The sequence below is a fragment of the Maribacter sp. 1_MG-2023 genome (genome assembly GCF_030547005.1).
Lineage (GTDB): Bacteria > Bacteroidota > Bacteroidia > Flavobacteriales > Flavobacteriaceae > Maribacter.
The window spans coordinates 1-18989 of record NZ_JAUOPN010000019.1; the positions used below are offsets into that span (position 1 = coordinate 1).

At 34.6% G+C, this 18989-nt stretch carries 14 protein-coding genes and 1 pseudogene; 5 read left to right on the top strand and 10 right to left on the bottom strand.

Features of this window, described 5'->3' with window-relative positions; genetic code table 11:
* The 4 genes and pseudogenes from Q4500_RS16685 to Q4500_RS16700 all read right to left on the bottom strand — a co-directional run.
* Positions 1–1400: pseudogene (locus Q4500_RS16685) on the bottom strand (hypothetical protein); the annotation flags it as partial.
* Between the two features lie 435 nt (positions 1401–1835).
* A complete protein-coding gene (yidC, locus tag Q4500_RS16690; RefSeq protein WP_303600728.1) occupies positions 1836–3689 on the bottom strand; it encodes a membrane protein insertase YidC in 1854 nt (617 codons plus the stop codon).
* Between the two features lie 69 nt (positions 3690–3758).
* Positions 3759–5396 (bottom strand): CTP synthase, encoded by a 1638-nt coding sequence (locus tag Q4500_RS16695; protein ID WP_303600729.1) that lies wholly within the window; start codon positions 5394–5396, stop codon positions 3759–3761.
* A 50-nt stretch (positions 5397–5446) separates the two neighbouring features.
* A complete protein-coding gene (locus tag Q4500_RS16700; RefSeq protein ID WP_303600730.1) occupies positions 5447–5689 on the bottom strand; it encodes a DUF3820 family protein in 243 nt (80 codons plus the stop codon).
* Positions 5690–5737: 48 nt separating this feature from the next.
* On the opposite strand from Q4500_RS16700, the gene Q4500_RS16705 reads away from it, so the two are divergent.
* Positions 5738–6607, top strand: a complete 870-nt coding sequence (locus tag Q4500_RS16705; protein WP_303600731.1) for a hydroxypyruvate isomerase family protein — start codon at positions 5738–5740, stop codon at positions 6605–6607.
* A gap of 118 nt (positions 6608–6725) precedes the next feature.
* Here Q4500_RS16705 and Q4500_RS16710 read toward each other — a convergent pair whose 3' ends face one another.
* From Q4500_RS16710 to guaA, 4 genes are all read right to left on the bottom strand, one after another.
* Positions 6726–7259 (bottom strand): DUF922 domain-containing protein, encoded by a 534-nt coding sequence (locus tag Q4500_RS16710; protein ID WP_303600732.1) that lies wholly within the window; start codon positions 7257–7259, stop codon positions 6726–6728.
* Positions 7247–7651 carry an OsmC family protein gene (locus Q4500_RS16715; RefSeq protein WP_303600733.1) on the bottom strand — a complete coding sequence of 135 codons (405 nt, stop codon included), beginning with the start codon at positions 7649–7651 and terminating at the stop codon, positions 7247–7249. The genes Q4500_RS16710 and Q4500_RS16715 overlap by 13 nt, the downstream gene beginning before the upstream one ends.
* On the bottom strand, positions 7652–9802 hold the full coding sequence (locus tag Q4500_RS16720) for a LysM peptidoglycan-binding domain-containing protein (protein ID WP_303600734.1): 2151 nt from the start codon (positions 9800–9802) through the stop codon (positions 7652–7654). It abuts the gene before it with no gap.
* Between the two features lie 67 nt (positions 9803–9869).
* The gene (gene guaA / locus Q4500_RS16725; RefSeq protein WP_303600735.1) at positions 9870–11402 is read right to left on the bottom strand and encodes a glutamine-hydrolyzing GMP synthase; all 1533 of its coding nucleotides are present in this window, start codon (positions 11400–11402) and stop codon (positions 9870–9872) included.
* A gap of 74 nt (positions 11403–11476) precedes the next feature.
* On the opposite strand from guaA, the gene Q4500_RS16730 reads away from it, so the two are divergent.
* Both Q4500_RS16730 and Q4500_RS16735 read left to right on the top strand, forming a co-directional pair.
* Complete coding sequence (locus Q4500_RS16730) at positions 11477–12202, top strand: SIMPL domain-containing protein (protein WP_303600736.1); 726 nt, start codon at positions 11477–11479, stop codon at positions 12200–12202.
* A 369-nt stretch (positions 12203–12571) separates the two neighbouring features.
* Entirely contained in the window at positions 12572–13117 is a 546-nt protein-coding gene (locus Q4500_RS16735; RefSeq protein WP_303600737.1) for a pyridoxamine 5'-phosphate oxidase family protein, read from the top strand.
* Here Q4500_RS16735 and Q4500_RS16740 read toward each other — a convergent pair.
* The gene (locus Q4500_RS16740; protein ID WP_303600738.1) at positions 13114–14487 is read right to left on the bottom strand and encodes a glycosyltransferase family 39 protein; all 1374 of its coding nucleotides are present in this window, start codon (positions 14485–14487) and stop codon (positions 13114–13116) included. The genes Q4500_RS16735 and Q4500_RS16740 overlap by 4 nt on opposite strands.
* 3 nt (positions 14488–14490) lie before the next feature.
* Entirely contained in the window at positions 14491–16095 is a 1605-nt protein-coding gene (gene bshC / locus Q4500_RS16745) for a bacillithiol biosynthesis cysteine-adding enzyme BshC (RefSeq protein ID WP_303600739.1), read from the bottom strand.
* A gap of 171 nt (positions 16096–16266) precedes the next feature.
* Between bshC and Q4500_RS16750 the strand changes: the two genes are divergently transcribed.
* Together Q4500_RS16750 and Q4500_RS16755 are read left to right on the top strand one after the other, a co-directional pair.
* Entirely contained in the window at positions 16267–18720 is a 2454-nt protein-coding gene (locus Q4500_RS16750; RefSeq protein WP_303600740.1) for a M14 metallopeptidase family protein, read from the top strand.
* Positions 18721–18728: 8 nt separating this feature from the next.
* Complete coding sequence (locus Q4500_RS16755) at positions 18729–18923, top strand: DUF4177 domain-containing protein (RefSeq protein WP_303600741.1); 195 nt, start codon at positions 18729–18731, stop codon at positions 18921–18923.
* The last annotated feature ends 66 nt before the right edge of the window (positions 18924–18989 follow it).

An 18989-nucleotide genomic window follows, 5' to 3' on the forward strand; every position in this document is an offset into this window, starting at 1 on the left:
GGTGTAAAGGTGTATTCCGTGGTCTGCGTATTATCAAGTGCCGGTGACCATGTTCCTTCTATCCCATTAGTGGAAGTCGTTGGAAGTGCGGCTAATGTTTCGCCCTCACATATTGCAGCGACAGGGTCGAAGGTCGGAACTACTTTATCCCCGACCTCAATGGTCAAGCTAGTCGTTTCGGCACACTCGCCATCCACCGGTGTAAAGGTGTATTCCGTGGTCTGTGTATTATCAAGTGCAGGTGACCATGTTCCTTCTATCCCATTAGTGGAAGTAGTAGGAAGTGCCGCCAATACTTCGCCCTCACATATCGCTGCTATCGCATCGAATGTTGGGCTAACTGATTCTGTTATATTTATTACAATTGTTGCAGAAGGTCTACAATTAGCATCTGTTAAATCCGAATCATTAGTATCTAGAATGGCATAAGCATAATATGTACCAGGATCTAAATTAGAAATACCTTCAGTAGAAGTAGCTGTACCCCCAGTTGGAGAAACTATTGCTCCTATCTGCGTACCACCTACATAAGGATTAGATTGTTGACTGGTGAAATATACGAACCTAATATCTATATTATCAACATTTGAATTAACGGATAATATTTGTCCTTGTTCATCTTCACAAGTTGTTATATCTAGAGATTCATCAGATAATGTGGGACAGATAAAGCAAATAGGTGTTGTTATACTGGTTGAAGTTGTACAACCTTCGGCATCGGTGACGGTAACATTATAAGTAGTTTCATTATCTAAGTCAACTAAGTCTTCGGACATTGCATTAAATTCACCAGGTCCTGACCAAGAATAAGATAAAGGTGCTGCTCCCCCACTTACAACTAAATCTACATCGCTTAAATTATTAGAATTACATGATGCCGTAGCTACTGCATTTAAAGGGGGAACAATATTAATAACTGGGTTTGCATAACAGTATTTACCATTCGGATTATTTTGAGGTGTAACAGGACTTTCCCCATTTGCAGCTGTCCAAACTAAAAGAATATTATCAAGAACTAATTGACTTCCACATGTAAAGGTAACTTCACCATAATCCAATACTTGTTGATTACCTGACTGTTCACTGTTCTTAAGAACTGGACCAGATGACCTAGCAATTTTACAAACTGCCACCGAACCATCTGGTCGTGTTTCGGTTAAATCTGCAAAAACACCAAGGAATCTATCGCCACTATTTGTATTGTGATTAATGGAAATGGAAAAATTAGCAGTTATTTCATCACCAGATATACAACTATTACATACTTCGCCAGTATCGAGGAATGCCCCAACAATTTGAATATCATTCGCTGGACATTGGCCAGGAGTGTATTCCGAATTTAATCTCAAATCTTGTTGATCAAAAGGGTCTGGGTCTTGTGGGCAAAATGATTGCGCCACAGCACTAAGAGATGTAAAAAGTAAAAAAGTAAAAAAAAGTAAAGTTTTTCTAAATGAAAAAAAAGTAAAGTTCCCCATGGTATAGTATTTATTGATTTAAATACCATATCATAAAAGATTTCGATGTTATAAATAAGATGTGGGGTTCTTAATTATATAAGCATCTTTCAACAATAAGAAATATATGAACGTGGTCGATAAAAAGATTTTATTTAATTTTTCATCAGAAGGATTGTATTAAAACTGAAAAATTAACCAATGACCCTTACTTTCTTATTTTCAAAACATCATATCAATATCTTAATTTTTTAACATTATTTTAAATAAAACATAATTTATTCGATAAAATACACAGATAATCCACAAAAAACAGAAAAGCCCTTTCAATTTTGAAAGGGCTTTTCTGTTTATACTTTATAAGTAAAAGAAGTTTTATTATTTTTTCTTCTGTGTTTCTGCTTGTTCCATCATCTCACGCATCTTCTTTTGAAACTTGTTCTCTTTCTTCGGTTTCTTCTTGTTCTCTTGTATCTGGGCATGAATTTTATCATTATCGAGAATAACATTCTTAATGACCAACATGATACCTATTGTAATGGTATTAGAAACAAAGTAATACAAACTCAATCCACTCGCATAGTTATTGAAGAAGATCAACATCATGAAAGGCATTAGGTACATGATAAACTTCATGTTCGGCATACCTGGTTGTGTTGGCATGTTCTGACCTGTTGTCATCATCATGTAAAAGAATATAGCGATAGATGCTAATATTGGAAACAAACTAACGTGGTCACCATAGAAAGGAATAGAGAATCCTTCTGGGAATTGATAAACCGTATCAAAAGAAGAAAGGTCATCTGCCCATAAAAATGATTTCTGACGTAGCGCAAATGATGTTGGGAAAAACATAAAAAGTGCATAGAAAATAGGCATTTGTATTACCGCAGGTATACAACCACTCATGGGGCTTACCCCTGCCTTACCATACAGTTTCATGGTTTCTTGCTGCTTTTTCATCGCATTGTCTTTGTACTTCTCCCCTAGCTCTGTGATCTCTGGCTTTAACACCTTCATTTTAGCTTGAGATAAATACGACTTATACGTTACAGGTGACATTGCCAAACGAACTAATATTGTCATAATTATAATCGCTATACCGTAAGGAAAATAACTACTAATCAATCCGTAAAAAGGTGTAAACACATAACGGTTGATCCAACCGAAAATACCCCATCCAAAAGGAATAGAATCTACCAGGCCTAAATCTTCATATTTAGATAAAGTATCAACATCTGTAGGACCAAAATACCAGTGTAAATCTTTAGATATTTCTCCACCTTCCAATTCTACTGGTAAAGCAGATGCATATTCTTTAGTAAAACCAAAAGTTCTACTTTCCTCTTCTACTAAATTAACAGAAGTAAGATCACCACCTTTAAAAGGCTCATCTGCTGCTAGAATACTACTAAAAAAATGTTGTCTGTATGAAATCCATTTTATATCTTCTTCAGTTTCCTCGTCATCACTTCCTTCAGAAAGCTTACTTATTTTACCATCTTCATGATTATAAGTTAAACGCGTATACCTGTTCTCGTACTCTATACTTTTTGAGTGGCGTATCCCTTTTAATTTCCAATCTAAGGTTACTGGCTTACTTGTGCTAATAACATTATCCAAACCTTTTGACTTGATCGTAAAATCTACCAAATAATCGTTCGGTTTAATAACATATCTATATTCAAGATATTGATTACTAGATATCTTTGCTTTCAATGATAATACCTTATTACCATTGTCTTCTGTCATTGTAGGCTCAAAATATAAATCTTGAGTATTCAACACTCTATTATCAGATGTAGAGAAATCTAAACCAAAAGAGGCATTACCATCTTTTACCAAATACACTGGTACAGAATCATAAGTAACGAATTGTTTCATTTTCGCCTCTACTATCTGTCCACCTTTATTGCTGATTCTTAATAAAAGAACACCATTCTCTAATGTAGTAATATCATTAGAAGGTTTTGTAAAACCAAATGCACCAAGTTTACCTTGGTAATTGGCAACTGCAGTTGAATCTTGTAAATCTAACTGAGGTACATCATTAATAACAGTTTCTGTTTCTGAATTTTCTGATGCCTTCGCAGCCTCTACTTGTTCTTGCTTTGCCTTTTCTGCCTCTAACTCTTCTGGAGTTGGTTGATTTTGGTAAAACATGAAGATCAGTATTCCAAAAATAAGCACGAAGCCAATTATGGATTGTACATCAAATTTCTTTTCTTCCATGTGGTATTTCTAATTAATTGGGAATATTTTGAATTTTTAAGAAAGCAAATATATGTCCAAATATGGGGTTTATGCCAATGTGGCATTAGTTTGTGACTTTTTATGCTCTAAAGCCGCCTTAACGAAGCCCACAAATAAAGGATGCGGATTAGCTACAGTACTCTTATACTCTGGGTGATACTGCACGCCAATAAACCAAGGATGGTCTTTTGCCTCTACAATCTCAACCAAATTAGTCTCTTTATTGAAACCTGTTGCCATAAGACCTGCATTCTCTAATTGCTCTAAATAAGCATTGTTGAATTCATACCTATGACGATGACGCTCAGATATTTGAGAAGCACCGTTGTACATTTCTTTAACCAAACTACCATCTTTCAAATCACAGTCCCACGCACCTAAACGCATAGTACCACCTTTATCGGTTATGGTCTTTTGCTCTTCCATAATGCTAATTACAGGATCAGGTGTGTTTTCATCCATCTCTGTAGAATTTGCATTTGTAAGTCCTAATACATCACGCGAATATTCAATAACCGCCATTTGCATACCTAGACAGATACCCAAAAACGGAATTTTATTAACTCGTGCGTATTCAACAGCTTTCACTTTACCTTCAATACCACGTTCACCAAAACCTGGTGCTACCAAAATAGCATCCAATTCTTTTAATTTACTTTCGTAGTTGGCAGCTGTAATATATTCTGAATGAACAGACTTTACATTTACCTTCACTTCATTCGCAGCACCGGCATGTATAAATGACTCTAAAATAGATTTATAAGAATCTTGTAATTCTACATATTTACCTACTAAGCCAATAGTTACTTCATTTTTTGGGTTCTTATGTCTTTCCAAAAACTCGTTCCAACGACCTAAGTCTGGTGCTACATTATTTGGCAATGCCAATTTCTGCAAGGTTACCGTATCCAAACCTTCTTCTTGCATTAATAATGGCACATCGTAAATAGTAGATGCATCAATACTTTGTATAACCGCTTCGCGCTTTACGTTACAGAAAAGGGCTAGTTTATCTTTTATATCGTTAGAAATCTCATGCTCTGTTCTACATACCAATATATCGGCTTTTATACCGCTTTCCATCAATGTTTTTACAGAATGTTGTGTAGGTTTAGTCTTTAATTCACCTGCAGCAGACAAATAAGGCACTAGGGTTAAATGAATAACAATAGCATTGTTATCACCAAGTTCCCAAAGAAGTTGACGAACCGCTTCTATATATGGTAACGATTCAATATCACCTACAGTACCACCAATTTCAGTAATAACGATATCATATTCACCGCTTTTACCTAAAACCTGAACACGCTCTTTTATTTCGTTTGTAATGTGAGGAACAACTTGTACGGTCTTACCTAAAAATTCTCCTCTACGTTCTTTTTCTATAACGCTTTGGTAAATTCTACCCGTAGTAACATTGTTGGCCTGAGAGGTACGAACATTTAAAAAACGCTCGTAATGACCTAAATCGAGATCTGTTTCTGCACCGTCATCAGTTACATAACATTCGCCATGCTCGTAAGGGTTTAAGGTTCCTGGATCAACATTAATGTAAGGATCCAGTTTCTGAATGGTTGTTTTGTAGCCGCGAGATTGCAGTAATTTCGCCAAAGATGCAGCAATGATGCCTTTTCCTAGTGATGAAGTAACGCCTCCCGTAACGAAGATGTATTTGGTTTGTGCCATGTATCGAATTCTATGTTACGGGACACAAAGTTACAAATTGAGGTTAGAACTTAACGGGTTTCTTTAGGAAAATGTTTTTGTATTTTTCGAATTATCGATTCTAAGCCGTTTGTTTTGATTTCTAACATAGAACGCAATAAATCTCCCAATTTACCATCAGGAAATCCTTTTTGATTAAACCATACCAAATATGGCTCTGGTAAATCGATTAGATACTTACCCTTATACTTACCAAATGGCATTCGGTAATGCGCCAATTCTATTAACTTCCCCTTATCTGGATTAATTTCCATTTTTAAATGTAAAAAAATTATCTTTAAGAATTCAACAAATCAAACAACATGAAAAGAAGAAATTTTATTGAAACCTCAGCGGCTGCCTCTGTCGGATTCTTAACTACTTCAGCAGCAACGGCAAGCGATAAAAACCTTGAAACTGATGCTAAATTAAAGTACAATATTAACCATAGTGTTTGTTATTGGTGCTATGGAAGCATCCCTTTTGAAGATTTTCTTAAAAATTTAGTAGAATTAGATATTAGATCAATTGATTTAGTAGGACCAGATGAATTTCCACTTCTTAAGAAATACAATATTCACGCTTCTATGTGCTGGGGTGCAGGTATGGGTATAGAAAAAGGTTTTAATGATATTTCTTTACACGAAGAGTTAATTGCCGATTACGAGCGCGTAATACCATTAGTGGCAGAAGCAGGTTATACTAACTTAATCTGTTTTAGCGGAAATAGAAACGGAATGAACGATTTAGTCGGATTACGAAATTGCGCCTTAGGTTTAAAAAAACTTATGCCTTTGGCTGAAAAGCACGGCGTAGTTTTACAGATGGAACTTCTTAATAGTAAGGTAAATCATAAAGATTATATGTGCGACACCTCTGAATGGGGCGTATCTCTTTGCCAAGCAATAGGTTCTGAACATTTTAAATTGCTTTATGATATTTATCACATGCAAATTATGGAAGGTGATATCATTAGAAATATTGAAGATTACCACCAGTATTACGGACACTACCATACTGGCGGAAACCCAGGTAGGCACGAGATAGATGAAACTCAAGAAATTTTCTACCCTGCAGTTATGAAGGCTATTCTAAAAACCGGATATACGGGACACGTAGCGCAAGAATTCGTACCCAGCTGGGATGATAAAATTGCTGCACTAAAACAAGGCGTTACTATTTGTGATGTGTAATTTTAACAAGAACTTTTCTTAATTCTAAAACATCAATTTGAGTGCAGTCTAAATACTCGAATCAATAAAAAAGCACTTCTTAGAGAAGTGCTTTTTTATTACCGAAAAATTTTAAGTCTTATTGTTTTAAAACATGTTCAATTTCTTTAACCCATCTTTCTTGAACGGGCAAATTTCTTGAGTAATTGGTTTCTGAATCGTACTTATTTTGAAAATCGTTCAGTTGGCGAATGGTAGCTTTATAGATATTACGAATCTCTTCTTTTACATTCTTAGTAAATTTTGTCCCTGCCAATTGCTTTCGCAATTTTCGTGCATAGAGCTCGGTAATATCAAAATGTAATTGCTCATGTAACAAGGTATCATCATTACATAGCTTAGGTTTGTACCACGACTTCGTCGGATAGAAATAGGCGAATACCTTATAATCTACCTGTAATTCGTTATTCTCGTAAAAAGTGGAAAAGCGATACGTAATACCACTTGCCGTAGTTGCCGCTGCTCTTGAAGTTATGGGAGCAGCACCTTTAAAATCACTCCAAGTAAATCTAAAATTAGGTTCCCAAGACACTACTTCTTGACTCTGAACATTAGAAATGGTCAGTAGTGCAAATAGAAATAATATTAAATGTGCCTTTTTTATAAGTCCCAATTAAAAGTGATTACTTTCTCTATATCTGGATGTAAACTATAGTGCACAGGGCAAGTATTTGCCGTATGCACTAAAATCTTTCTATTCTTATCTGAAATATCTTTTGGCAAATGAACTTCTACTTCTATTTTAGATATTCTTCTAGGTGAAGCAGCCATGTGCTTGGTAACAGATGCCGTAGTACCTTTTAAGTCTACTTCTAACCCGTTTGCCTTAATACCCATCATTGTTAACATACAACTAGCCAAACCTGTAGCAACAGTATCTGTCGGTGAAAATGCCTGACCTAAACCATTATTATCTACCGGTGCATCTGTAACGAAAGAATCATTCGATTTTAAATGAACACATTTAGTTCTTAAATCTCCGTTGTAGGTTACTTTTGATGTCATTTACTCTATTGTTTTAATTCTTAAATCATCCATCATCATAATGTACGAAGATTGATTATAATACCCTGCAACACCTTTTCTCTGGTAATTGAATTTATTACCGTTGTATTGAGTTTCACCGATAAATCTAGACACATCAATTAAACTGTTATTGTAAGCTAATTTCAACAAGAGGTCATAAGTAAGATCGAAACCTCTAACAGCATATTTATCTGGATCATCACCAAAACGTTTTCTGTAACGTTCAACAAATGAATTGTTTTTCACTGGACGATTTACCGAAGGATACGTAAACTTCAAATTCGATAAATGCGTATTTGAAATAACGTCATTTTCAAAAGCAGAATTCATATCTGTTGTAAACATGCGAACATTAACCTTGTCTTTACCTAATACAGGATCAAAAGCTGTATTATTGAATGAATTCAAAATAGATACCACACTGGCAATCAACTTATAATTATCAGATTCTACAAATACCCAATTCGAAACTTCATCTGAAAGTAGTGTTTGTAATTTATCTCTATTAATACCTATATTCTTCTCTTCTTCCTTTACTACAACTACTTTCGCCGTTGGAAATCGTTTTATAATAGCCTCTTTCTCCTTTTTATTATCCTCGTCTGCGATAATCAGAAGTGTCTCATCTTTATGGCTGGCTTCTACATAATCTAACATATGTTTCCACAATACTTCTTCTTCTGTATAAGAGAAGAAAACGTTATCTAAACTAATATCGCTCTTAGCATTTACCGGCGCCAACACTGGTACATTAAATTTAGATGCTTGCACAGCGGTTTCTTTAAGGGATGGCGCATCTAAAGGCCCGAAAACAGCACTATAATTACCTAACTGTTCCGCTTGCAGAATCTGCTTTGTTTTCGCTAAATCTAATTGATTATCAAAAGTCTTTATATCAATTGATACTCCCAATGATTTCATCGAGTCAATAGCTACCAAAGCACCCGAATACAGACCTAAGCTAACGGTCATATCTCTTCGCGCATTAATAGTTTTTTCTGAACTCTCCTTATTTTCTAAATTAACCTTATCCAACCTAAATGGTAATAAGAACAATATTTTTGGCGTAACACCAACATTTATACTATCTAATAAATTTACTTTATCTAGAACTAGAGCATTTCTCACCTCAAAATCACCAACTTTATCTTTTGGTAGTTTTAAAACCATACCTGCTTTTAGTCCGTCTTTCAAATCAGGATTCAAAGCAACCAATTCTGCCCAAGTCATTCCGAATTTTCTAGTTAATCGAAACTCATTTTGCTTTGGTTTAACCTCATAAAAAATATAGTTATCTGTATTTATTTCTCCTGTTTCAATTTTCTGTTCAGGAATACGAATAACCATACCTTCTTTTAATCCGCCACGTTCTGTAATTTCAGGATTTAAGCGAACAATCTCGTCTGACTTTACACCAAATTCTTTTTCTAAACGATAGAAATTCATTTTGGCAGGTACCGTATACGAAGTATATAATTGTGTTACCTGATTTTTAACTGTGCTACCTGCAATTTTAGGCATCAACAATTCATATCCTTCAGATAAATAATTATTAGCTGTAGATAACCCTGGGTTTAGTTCTAGCATTCTTTCAATGGTAATACCATATTTATGAGCTATACTCCACCTTGTTTCTTTTGCCGCAACAATGTACTTTTCTAAATCATCTTGATTACCAACTACTTCTTCAACTTTAGGAGCACGATACTTCGGAATACGCAAATCCATCTTCTTCTGAAGTGGTGAGGCATACAACTTCGGATTGTATTTTTTTAGCTCATCTTCAGTAATATTATACATCTGAGTAATGCCAAAAATTGTTTCCTTTTTCTTGACACGGTGCTCGGTATAACCAATAGGCTCTCTTGCCTTTACCGAATCTTGAACTACTCTATTGCTTACTTTTGTTGTTACCGTACTAGAAGTGGGTGTATTAGAAGTCGGCGCACTTGTTTGCTCAACTATCTTTTTACCAGGCACTACCAATATCGTATTCGACCTCAGTTTCTGACCTTCCTTAATTTCCTTATTATACTGTAATATACTTGCAGGTGAAACTCCGTACATTTTAGAAATGCTTTCTAAAGTTTCTCCTGATCTTACTTGATGGGTATTGAATTTTTGTGCCATTGCCGTGCAAGACACTAATAAACAAAATGACCCAATTAAGTAAATTTGATTAAACATGTATTTCATACTATTCCCATTCTATTGTTGCTGGTGGCTTTGAACTTATATCATATACGACACGATTCACCCCAGGGACTTTATTAATTATATCATTTGATGTTTTTTGTAGAAACTCATATGGCAAATTCACCCAATCGGCTGTCATACCATCTGTACTTTCTACTGCTCTAAGCGCTACACATTTTTCATACGTACGCTCATCACCCATTACACCAACACTATTTACAGGTAATAACATAGCACCTGCTTGCCATACTTTATCATAAAGATCCCATTTTTTTAATCCGTCTATAAAAATTGCATCTACTTCTTGTAAAATAGCTACTTTCTCAGGAGTGATATCTCCAAGAATACGAATTGCCAAACCAGGACCAGGAAAAGGATGTCTACCCAACAATGCCTTGTCGATACCCAAGCTAGCTCCTACTCTTCTTACCTCATCTTTAAATAACATCTTCAGCGGCTCTACCACTTTCAATTTCATATAATCTGGCAAACCACCTACATTATGGTGACTCTTTATGGTTTGTGACGGACCACCTGTTGCTGATACAGATTCGATAACATCTGGATAAATTGTACCCTGCGCCAACCATTTTGCATTTTCAACCAAATGCGATTCATCATCAAAAACTTCTATAAATACACGACCAATAGTTTTTCTTTTGGTTTCGGGATCGCTCTCACCAGCCAAATCATCCAAAAAACGTGCCGAAGCGTCTACACCCTTTACATTTAAGCCCATACCTTCGTATTGCTTCAATACATCACCAAACTCGTTCTTTCTTAAAAGACCGTTGTTTACGAATATACAATGAAGGTTTTTACCTATTGCTTTATGTAACAAAACTGCTGCTACGGTAGAATCTACTCCGCCAGATAATCCTAAAATCACCTTTTCATCACCAATTTTTTCTTTTAACTCTGCTACCGTTTTATCAACAAAAGCATCGGGAGTCCAAGTTTGTTCCATTCCGGCAATGTTAACCAAGAAGTTCTCCAAAACCTGTTTTCCATCCTTAGAATGATATACTTCTGGATGAAACTGAATTGCATAGGTCTCTTCCCCTTCAAACTTAAAAGCGGCATTTTCCACATCATGTGTACTTGCCAATAAGGTTGTATTCTCTGGCAAGTGCTTGATTGTATCTGCATGGCTCATCCATACTTGACTACCTGTATCAACTTTATCAAAAAATGGTTCGTTTTCCTTAATAAAGCTAAGATTGGCACGACCATACTCTCTTGTATTAGATTTTTCTACACTACCACCATGAAAATGCGCCAAATACTGAGCGCCATAACAAACGCCCAATAATGGTTTTTTACCGCGTATTTCAGACAGATCCGGGTGAACGGCATCTTCGCCCCTAACCGATAAAGGAGATCCAGAAAGAATCACCGCTTTATACTCAGAAAGGTCTTTTGGTAGTTTATTATAAGGTTTAATTTCGGAGAAAATATTCAGCTCACGTACGCGTCTTCCAATCAATTGGGTGTATTGTGAACCAAAATCTAGTATCAGGACTTTATTTTGCATGGGCAAAAATAGCAAATTGGCGGTTCTTGAAAAGGATCTTTTGTTATATTTAAACTCTATTTTAAATATTTTTCATGAAACACGTTAGTGCATTAATTTTTGGAGCTGCAATTGTTATCGCTGCATATTTTTTAGGCAACGCATATATACAAAGGGCGAACCCGCCACAAATGATATCCGTAACCGGTCTAGGCAATGAAAATTTCACCTCTGACCTTATTGTTTGGGAAGGTCAATTTTCTACAAACAGTACCGTATTAAAAACAGCTTTTGATCAATTAAACCGCGACAAAGAAGTTGTTCGCCAATATTTAACCTCAAAAGGTATTGATGCGAACAGTATAATTTTTAATAGTGTACAAACTACCGAAATGCGAGATAACCAATATGAAAATGGAAATTATGTTGGTAGTATTTTTAGAGGATATCAATTAATTCAAACTCTAAAAATAGAATCTGAAAACGTTGCATTGATAGAAGGTGTATCAAGAGAAATTACCGAGTTATTAAATAAAGGAGTACAATTCAACTCATCGCCACCAAGATATTACTACACCAAATTAGCCGACCTTAAAATTGAAATGATTTCGAAAGCTACCGAAGATGCTAGAATACGTGCTAAAAAAATAGCTGAAAATGCAGGTAGTAATTTAGGTGATTTGGTTTCTGCCAATATGGGTGTTTTTCAAATTACAGGGCAAAATTCTGGTGAAGATTATAGCTGGGGCGGTGCGTACAACACCTCATCTAAAAATAAAACAGCATCTATTACCATGCGCCTAGAATACAAGGTGAAGTAATAGTGTTACTTTGATCAATGTCATTTACTGATCTGGTAAAGAATATATTAAATATAAAAGCCCGGTAATCACCCCGGGCTTTTCAATCAACCAATTATCAAATCGAATACTTAAAAAATCTTTTTCATAACAATATGTATTCAAACACTAGGTCGTTACTTATCTTTTCACCTTACAATTTTTTTATAAAAAAAAGAAAGCTCAGGAACCACCCCGAGCTTTCACATAAATCAAAAACCAAATTCAAACCAAAGCTTAAAAATTGAACCTAATCAATTCTTTTTCACAGCTATTACTTATATAACAACCAGCTCATCATTTACCCTACTATAAAATTCATTTATTTTTACCTTTAGATAAATTAGCTGTATGATCAATTCATTTTTTAAAGAATTAAGTACTGAAATACACAACGGAGTAAATGAAAAAGGGCATCCGTTCAGATTCATTACCATGGCAACAGTCGGCAATGAAACTATCGCTCGTTTGCGTACTGTAGTGTTACGTGAGATTACCGAAGATTTACGCCTAACTATATATACTGATAGCCGCACACAGAAAATAAAACATATAAATGATAATAATCAGGTTAGTTTTTTATTATATCATCCTGAAAAAATGCTACAGTTAAAAGTTGAAGGTACTGCCCAAATGGTAACGGACACAGAAAGATTAAATACGACTTGGAAAACTATCCAGCCTAACAGCAGAAAAGACTACATTACCCAAACGACGCCAGGAAGCACTATTAAAAACCCAGATAATGTTGAATATATTGAAGATGAAAACTATTTCAGCATCATTGATATTAGACCTAAAAAGATTGAATATTTAAAACTTAAGCGACCTAATCATATTAGAGCCGTTTTTGTAAAAACCAATGATAAATGGAATGGGGAATTTCTTGTTCCTTAATTGATATAGAAATAAAGATTTTCCATATCCTTTCCAAAAACAATTAGACTATCTACAGGTGTGGTCTGTTTTACTTCGGGTGGGTTAATCGTTATTTCAACTTCCTTTTTATGTTTGAATTCTAAAGTTTTCAAGGAATAATCATCTGCAGAAATTATTGTTCGATCAGGATGTAACAATCGCACATTACCTGCATAGGTTACATTAGGAAGCACCCATTGATATTCATCATAATTCTTGCTTAACTTATTGGCAATAGGCTCAAAACCAAAATGAACAGATGAAGGTATATTCAATATTTTTTCTACTGGTGTTCTTACTGTTTGTATAAAAATTACAGCTATAAAAATCCTGAATCCAAATGAAACTAATTTCGTACTATTCTTAAAACTTATTGTCTCTATTAACAATACTATAAAAGGAATAAAAAGTGGTAATAACCATCTTGTTTCTACTTTCTGACTTTGAAAAACAAGAAAAAACAAGCCCAACACCAGTAACTGCGCCAAGAACATTTTTGAAAACCAGTTTAAATTTTGCTTATTTAAAGTTATCAATTTTGAGAAGTACCCGATACCAATTACCAATAGCAAAGGGAATGATAGCGCAAATAATCCTTTTACATAAATTAGAATCGGCATAAATGAAAATCCCGATTCAACTTCTTCTATTCCAATTTTCTCTTCAATACTAGAAGCTAAAAAAGTTTGAAATCCGTCAGGACCCAATAACCAATAGGCATGTGGCGCTACTAACAAACAAGAAAACAAAATAGTGAACAGCATTTTCGGGTTAAATACTATAGCTCTCAAATCTTTATCCCATAAAGAACCTAAGGCGAAGGTTACCAGAAAAAATGCATAATTGTATTTAGATAATAAACCTACACCCACGACAAAACCGAGTAATAGATAATTTAAAATCGATTTTCGTTGCATCAATAACTGTATACAATAGTAAGACGCTACTACACTTAAACACAATAGACTGGTATGTGAAAGCCTTCGGAACGTAAAGTCGATATATACAGGTATGAAAACCAATGCCAAAATTGCCAATTTAGATGTATCAAAATCTTTAATTCTTAGCTTAGAATATCGATACAACATAAGTAATGTGCCGGCAAACAAAATCCCCCTAAGAATGGAAAATGATATTTTACCTACACCAAATATGGTATTGAAACCATACTGCAACCATGTATAAAGTGGTGGTTGATCATCATAACCCCAACGAAACCATTGCGAGTAATATGCCTGTTCAGCGTCTTCTAGCTCTAAGGCACTTTTAAAAAATGTAATGAAGGTTATGGCTAAAAATGATAAAAAAGCAAGTATGGTTATCATATTTAGAGATTTGTACTTGCCCATAATTTATTTTTGGGTAATAACCGTAAAACTTAAATCTAATGGATTTAAAGCTTCAAATAACATAGGCACTAAGTCTTCGCCATACGCTAAATAAAACTCAGAAAAATTTAACTGACGTTCTTGAAGTGACTGGTTTGGAAAAATTTCATTCTGCAGCTCTGTCATTCGAACTACGTGATCTTTCAATTTTCTTTTCTGCGCTTGCAACAATCTCTTTTCTAAAGCATCTAAGCCTTTTTTCTGCTTTACTTCTTGTGCTTTTACAGCACCTAGAAAAGATTTGTCGGTCTTTTCTGTTAGTACGTACAAATCTTTAAACTGCTCTTCTAGCAATTTCTTTTGTGGAGAAAAATCGATATCGATATTAGAAATTTCTCGAATCTTTTTATTGATAAGGCTATTCTGCTTTAAAAATATATCTGACTTAGAAATATTCATTCGCTCTAGCTTTTCGGCTTGTTTCTCGGTAATGATCAAAGCTGAATTTCTAACTAATAGAATAGGAAAAGGAACATTCATAGCTTCAAAAGCTGCCTTTAATTCTAACCAATACGCAATTTCTCCGCCTCCGCCTATGTAGCATAAGTTTGGTAATATTACTTCTTGATATAATGGTCTTGCAATTACATTAGGCGAAAACCGCTCTGGGTGAGCATTCATCTCTTCTATCAACTCTTCTTTAGTGAAAGAAATAGTTGTTTCATTTATTAAATACTTCTCTTTACTTTCTATAATTCTTTCGCGAATACCGTCTTTCAAATAGAAATAATTGATTTCACGCGGATTTACTTGTACCGGATAATCAGATGAAATATTTTCAATTTCTTTGATGGTTTCTAAAACTTTCTCGAACGCAGTTTGCTCAAAAATATCTTTCTTTATGTACGGCACTAGGGTCTTTTTTAAGTCGATATCATCACCGTCTACGATAACTAATCCGTAGTCCTTAAAAATTTCGTTTGCCAAAAACCGGGTTGCATCTGTTAAGTTATCATGTTTTAGATATGCGTTTTCAAACAACTCTTTTAGCTTCTTAGCATTGTTACTATCGCCAATGGTTTTTGAATATAGTGTAAAAACTTCTTCCAATCCTTCGGTAGGCAAATGCCCAACGGCACCAGACGCTTCTTTATTCCATTGAAATTTTAATCCCTTGAAATTAAAATAATTGATTTCGTCAAAATCGTGATCTTCTGTAGCCATCCAATATATAGGCACAAAATTACTATTTGGAAACTCTTTCTTTAACTGCTTCGTTAAATTGATGGTAGATATAATCTTGTATAAAAAATACAACGGACCAGTAAAAAGATTTAACTGATGCCCCGTAACTATAGTAAACGTGTGTTTTTCTTTTAAAAGTTCAATATTAGCCGCTGTACCTTTAGAAGTATCTGTGCTTTTATATTGATTCTGCATTGAAGAATACAGCACATTCCGTTGAGCTTGGGTAAAATACCTCCCTTTCTCTTCAATTTGTCCTTTAAATCCGTCAACATCGGGAAACCGATTGTATAATGGTTTTAATTTGGTGTCAGTAGCGACGTAATCGCAAATTAATTTCGAAAAATAGCCCGTTTTTTCTAAGGGCAAACAATCAATATCCATATAAAAAGTAAATACTTGGTAAATATAAAACCCTTTCGTTTTACATTTCCTAAATATAAGTTAATTACCGCTAGTATTAAATACCCGATTACTCGTCAAAATACAAGCTAAATCAACTACATTTTGCATTTATTTTAATAGATTTGACTGACTCTCAACACAAATAACTATATGAAACTAATTTTACGCTACGCATTACTTTTTATTCCACTTTTAAGTTTAGCTCAACTAAAATCTCCATCAGAATTTTTAGGTTATGACTTAGGCACACAATTTACAAGACACCATGAAGTTGTTGATTACTATCAATATTTAGCAGAGGCTGAACCGCAACGCATGACGCTTATTGAATATGGTAAAACCAATGAACGCAGACCGCTAATATTGGCAACCATTTCTACAAAAGAAAATATGCAAAATCTTGATAATATAAGAGAAGAGCATATGAAAGCCTTAAATGGCGAAGGCGCACCAGACAAAGCTATTGTATGGCTTAGCTACAATGTTCATGGTAATGAAAGTGTTAGTACCGAAGCCTCTATGCAAACCATTTATGATCTATTTACTAGCAAAAGTAGTTATCTAGAAAACACAGTCGTATTAATCGACCCTTGTATTAACCCAGATGGTAGAGATCGTTATGTAAACTGGTACAACCAATTTAAAAACTCACCAAATCAAGTTGACCCAAATAGCAAAGAGCACCATGAAAATTGGTGGAGCGGTCGTAGTAACCACTATATGTTTGATTTAAATAGAGATTGGGCTTGGCTTACACAATTAGAAAGTCAGCAACGTTTAAAGCAGTTTAATAAATGGTTGCCTCACGTGCATGTAGATTTTCATGAGCAAGGTGTCAACAACCCTTATTATTTTGCACCAGCTGCCGAACCTTTTCATGAAGTAATTACAGATTTTCAAAGAGAATTTCAAGAAACTATTGGTAAAAACCATGCTAAGTATTTTGATGAGAATGGATGGTTTTATTTTACAAAAGAAGTATTCGACTTACTATACCCAAGTTATGGTGACACCTACCCTACTTATAATGGTGGTATTGGTATGACTTATGAACAAGGGGGCGGAGGTCGTGGTGGTCTTGGTATTACTACCAGTATTGGAGATACGCTTACCTTAAAAGATAGAATTTCTCATCATCTAACTACTGGTTTGTCTACCGTAGAAGTGGCTTCAAAAAATGTATCTAAATTAAATGACGAGTTTAAGAAGTTTTACCTGAATAAAAATTTCAAATACAAAAGTTATGTATTGAATGGTAACCCAGATAAATTAGAAGTTTTAGCAAGTTTATTAGACAAGCATGAAATAAAATACCAAGCCGGTACCAATAGTACGGTTAAAGGTTACAGGTATGCAACTGGCAAAACAGGATCATTAAAAAGTACCGACCAAAGTTTGGTGATTTCATCAAATCAGCCAAAAAGTACTTTGGTAAAAGTACTTTTCGAACCTATGGCTAAACTAAGTGATTCTGTTACTTATGATATTACTGCATGGTCTTTACCCTATGCTTACGGATTAGATGCTATCGCGAGTGAAAGCAATTATAGTGGTTCTTCTGCTGCACCTAAAAAGCCAGAGCTTAAAAATGTAGATGCAAACAAATATGCTTATTTGGCGGACTGGAATAGCATGAAAGATGCTCAATTTTTGGCTGAATTATTACGTAATAAAGTACGTGTGCGTTATGCACACAAACCATTTACATTAGATGGTATTTCTCATGAACGTGGTACATTGATCATTACTAAAAGTGATAATAAACAGTTGAAGAATTTTAATGAAATTTTGACTACTGCATCTGCCAACCATTCTAAAGAATTAATTTCTACCAGTACTGGCTTCGTAGAAAGCGGTAAAGATTTTGGTTCAGGTTATGTTGATGTGATTCAGAATTTGAATATTGCAGTACTTTCTGGCAAGCCTACTTCTACCCTACGCTTTGGAGAAATATGGAACTTTTTTGAACAACAATTAAACTACCCTATTTCTGTATTGGATGAGGATTACTTTGGTCATGTTGAACTTGCCAAATATGATATTTTAATATTACCTGACGGTCGTAGTTATAACAGTTTCTTAAGCAAATACAATAAAGAAAAAATTAAAGATTGGGTAAAACATGGTGGTAAATTAATTGCTATGGGTGGTGCAATTGATGGTATTACAGCCTCGGATAAAGATTTTAAACTATCTGAAAAAGAAATACCAAAAGACTCTTCTACTACTATTGAATCTTTTGAAATTTCTGAAAGAGAGCAGATTAAATCAGCAATTACAGGAGCTATTTTTAAAGCAACGGTTGATAATACAAACCCTTTAGCATATGGGTATGACGACACATATTTCACCCTTAAACTAGGAGCCCGTTCTTATAATTATTTAGAAAACGGTAGCGCTGTTTATTTAAGTGAAGGGGCTAATGAACCTGTATCTGGATTCGCAGGTAGCGAGGCAAAGAAAAAAATTGCCGAAACCTTAATTTTTGGAACAGAAGATATGGGTCGCGGACAAGTAATATACATGGTAGACAATCCGCTTTTTAGAGGTTTTTGGGAAAATGGAAAACTATTTTTCGCTAACGCTTTATTTATGGTTAACTAGAAAACAGTATGAAAGAATATAAAGTTGAAACCCTGATATTTCGTTCTAAATTAACTTTTGATAGAAATTATTTAGCAAATTCATCAAATAAAGCAATTCAAGAAAAACTAGACGAGTATGCAAAAAATGGTTGGCGCTTAGTTTCTACCAATACTACAGAATATAGTATGGATATGTATGTTTATTTATATTTTGAAAAATAAATAAACTCGGGACAAAACCCTTAGGCATTAAATTAAAAGTTTAATTGAGATTTAGACGCAAGCTTC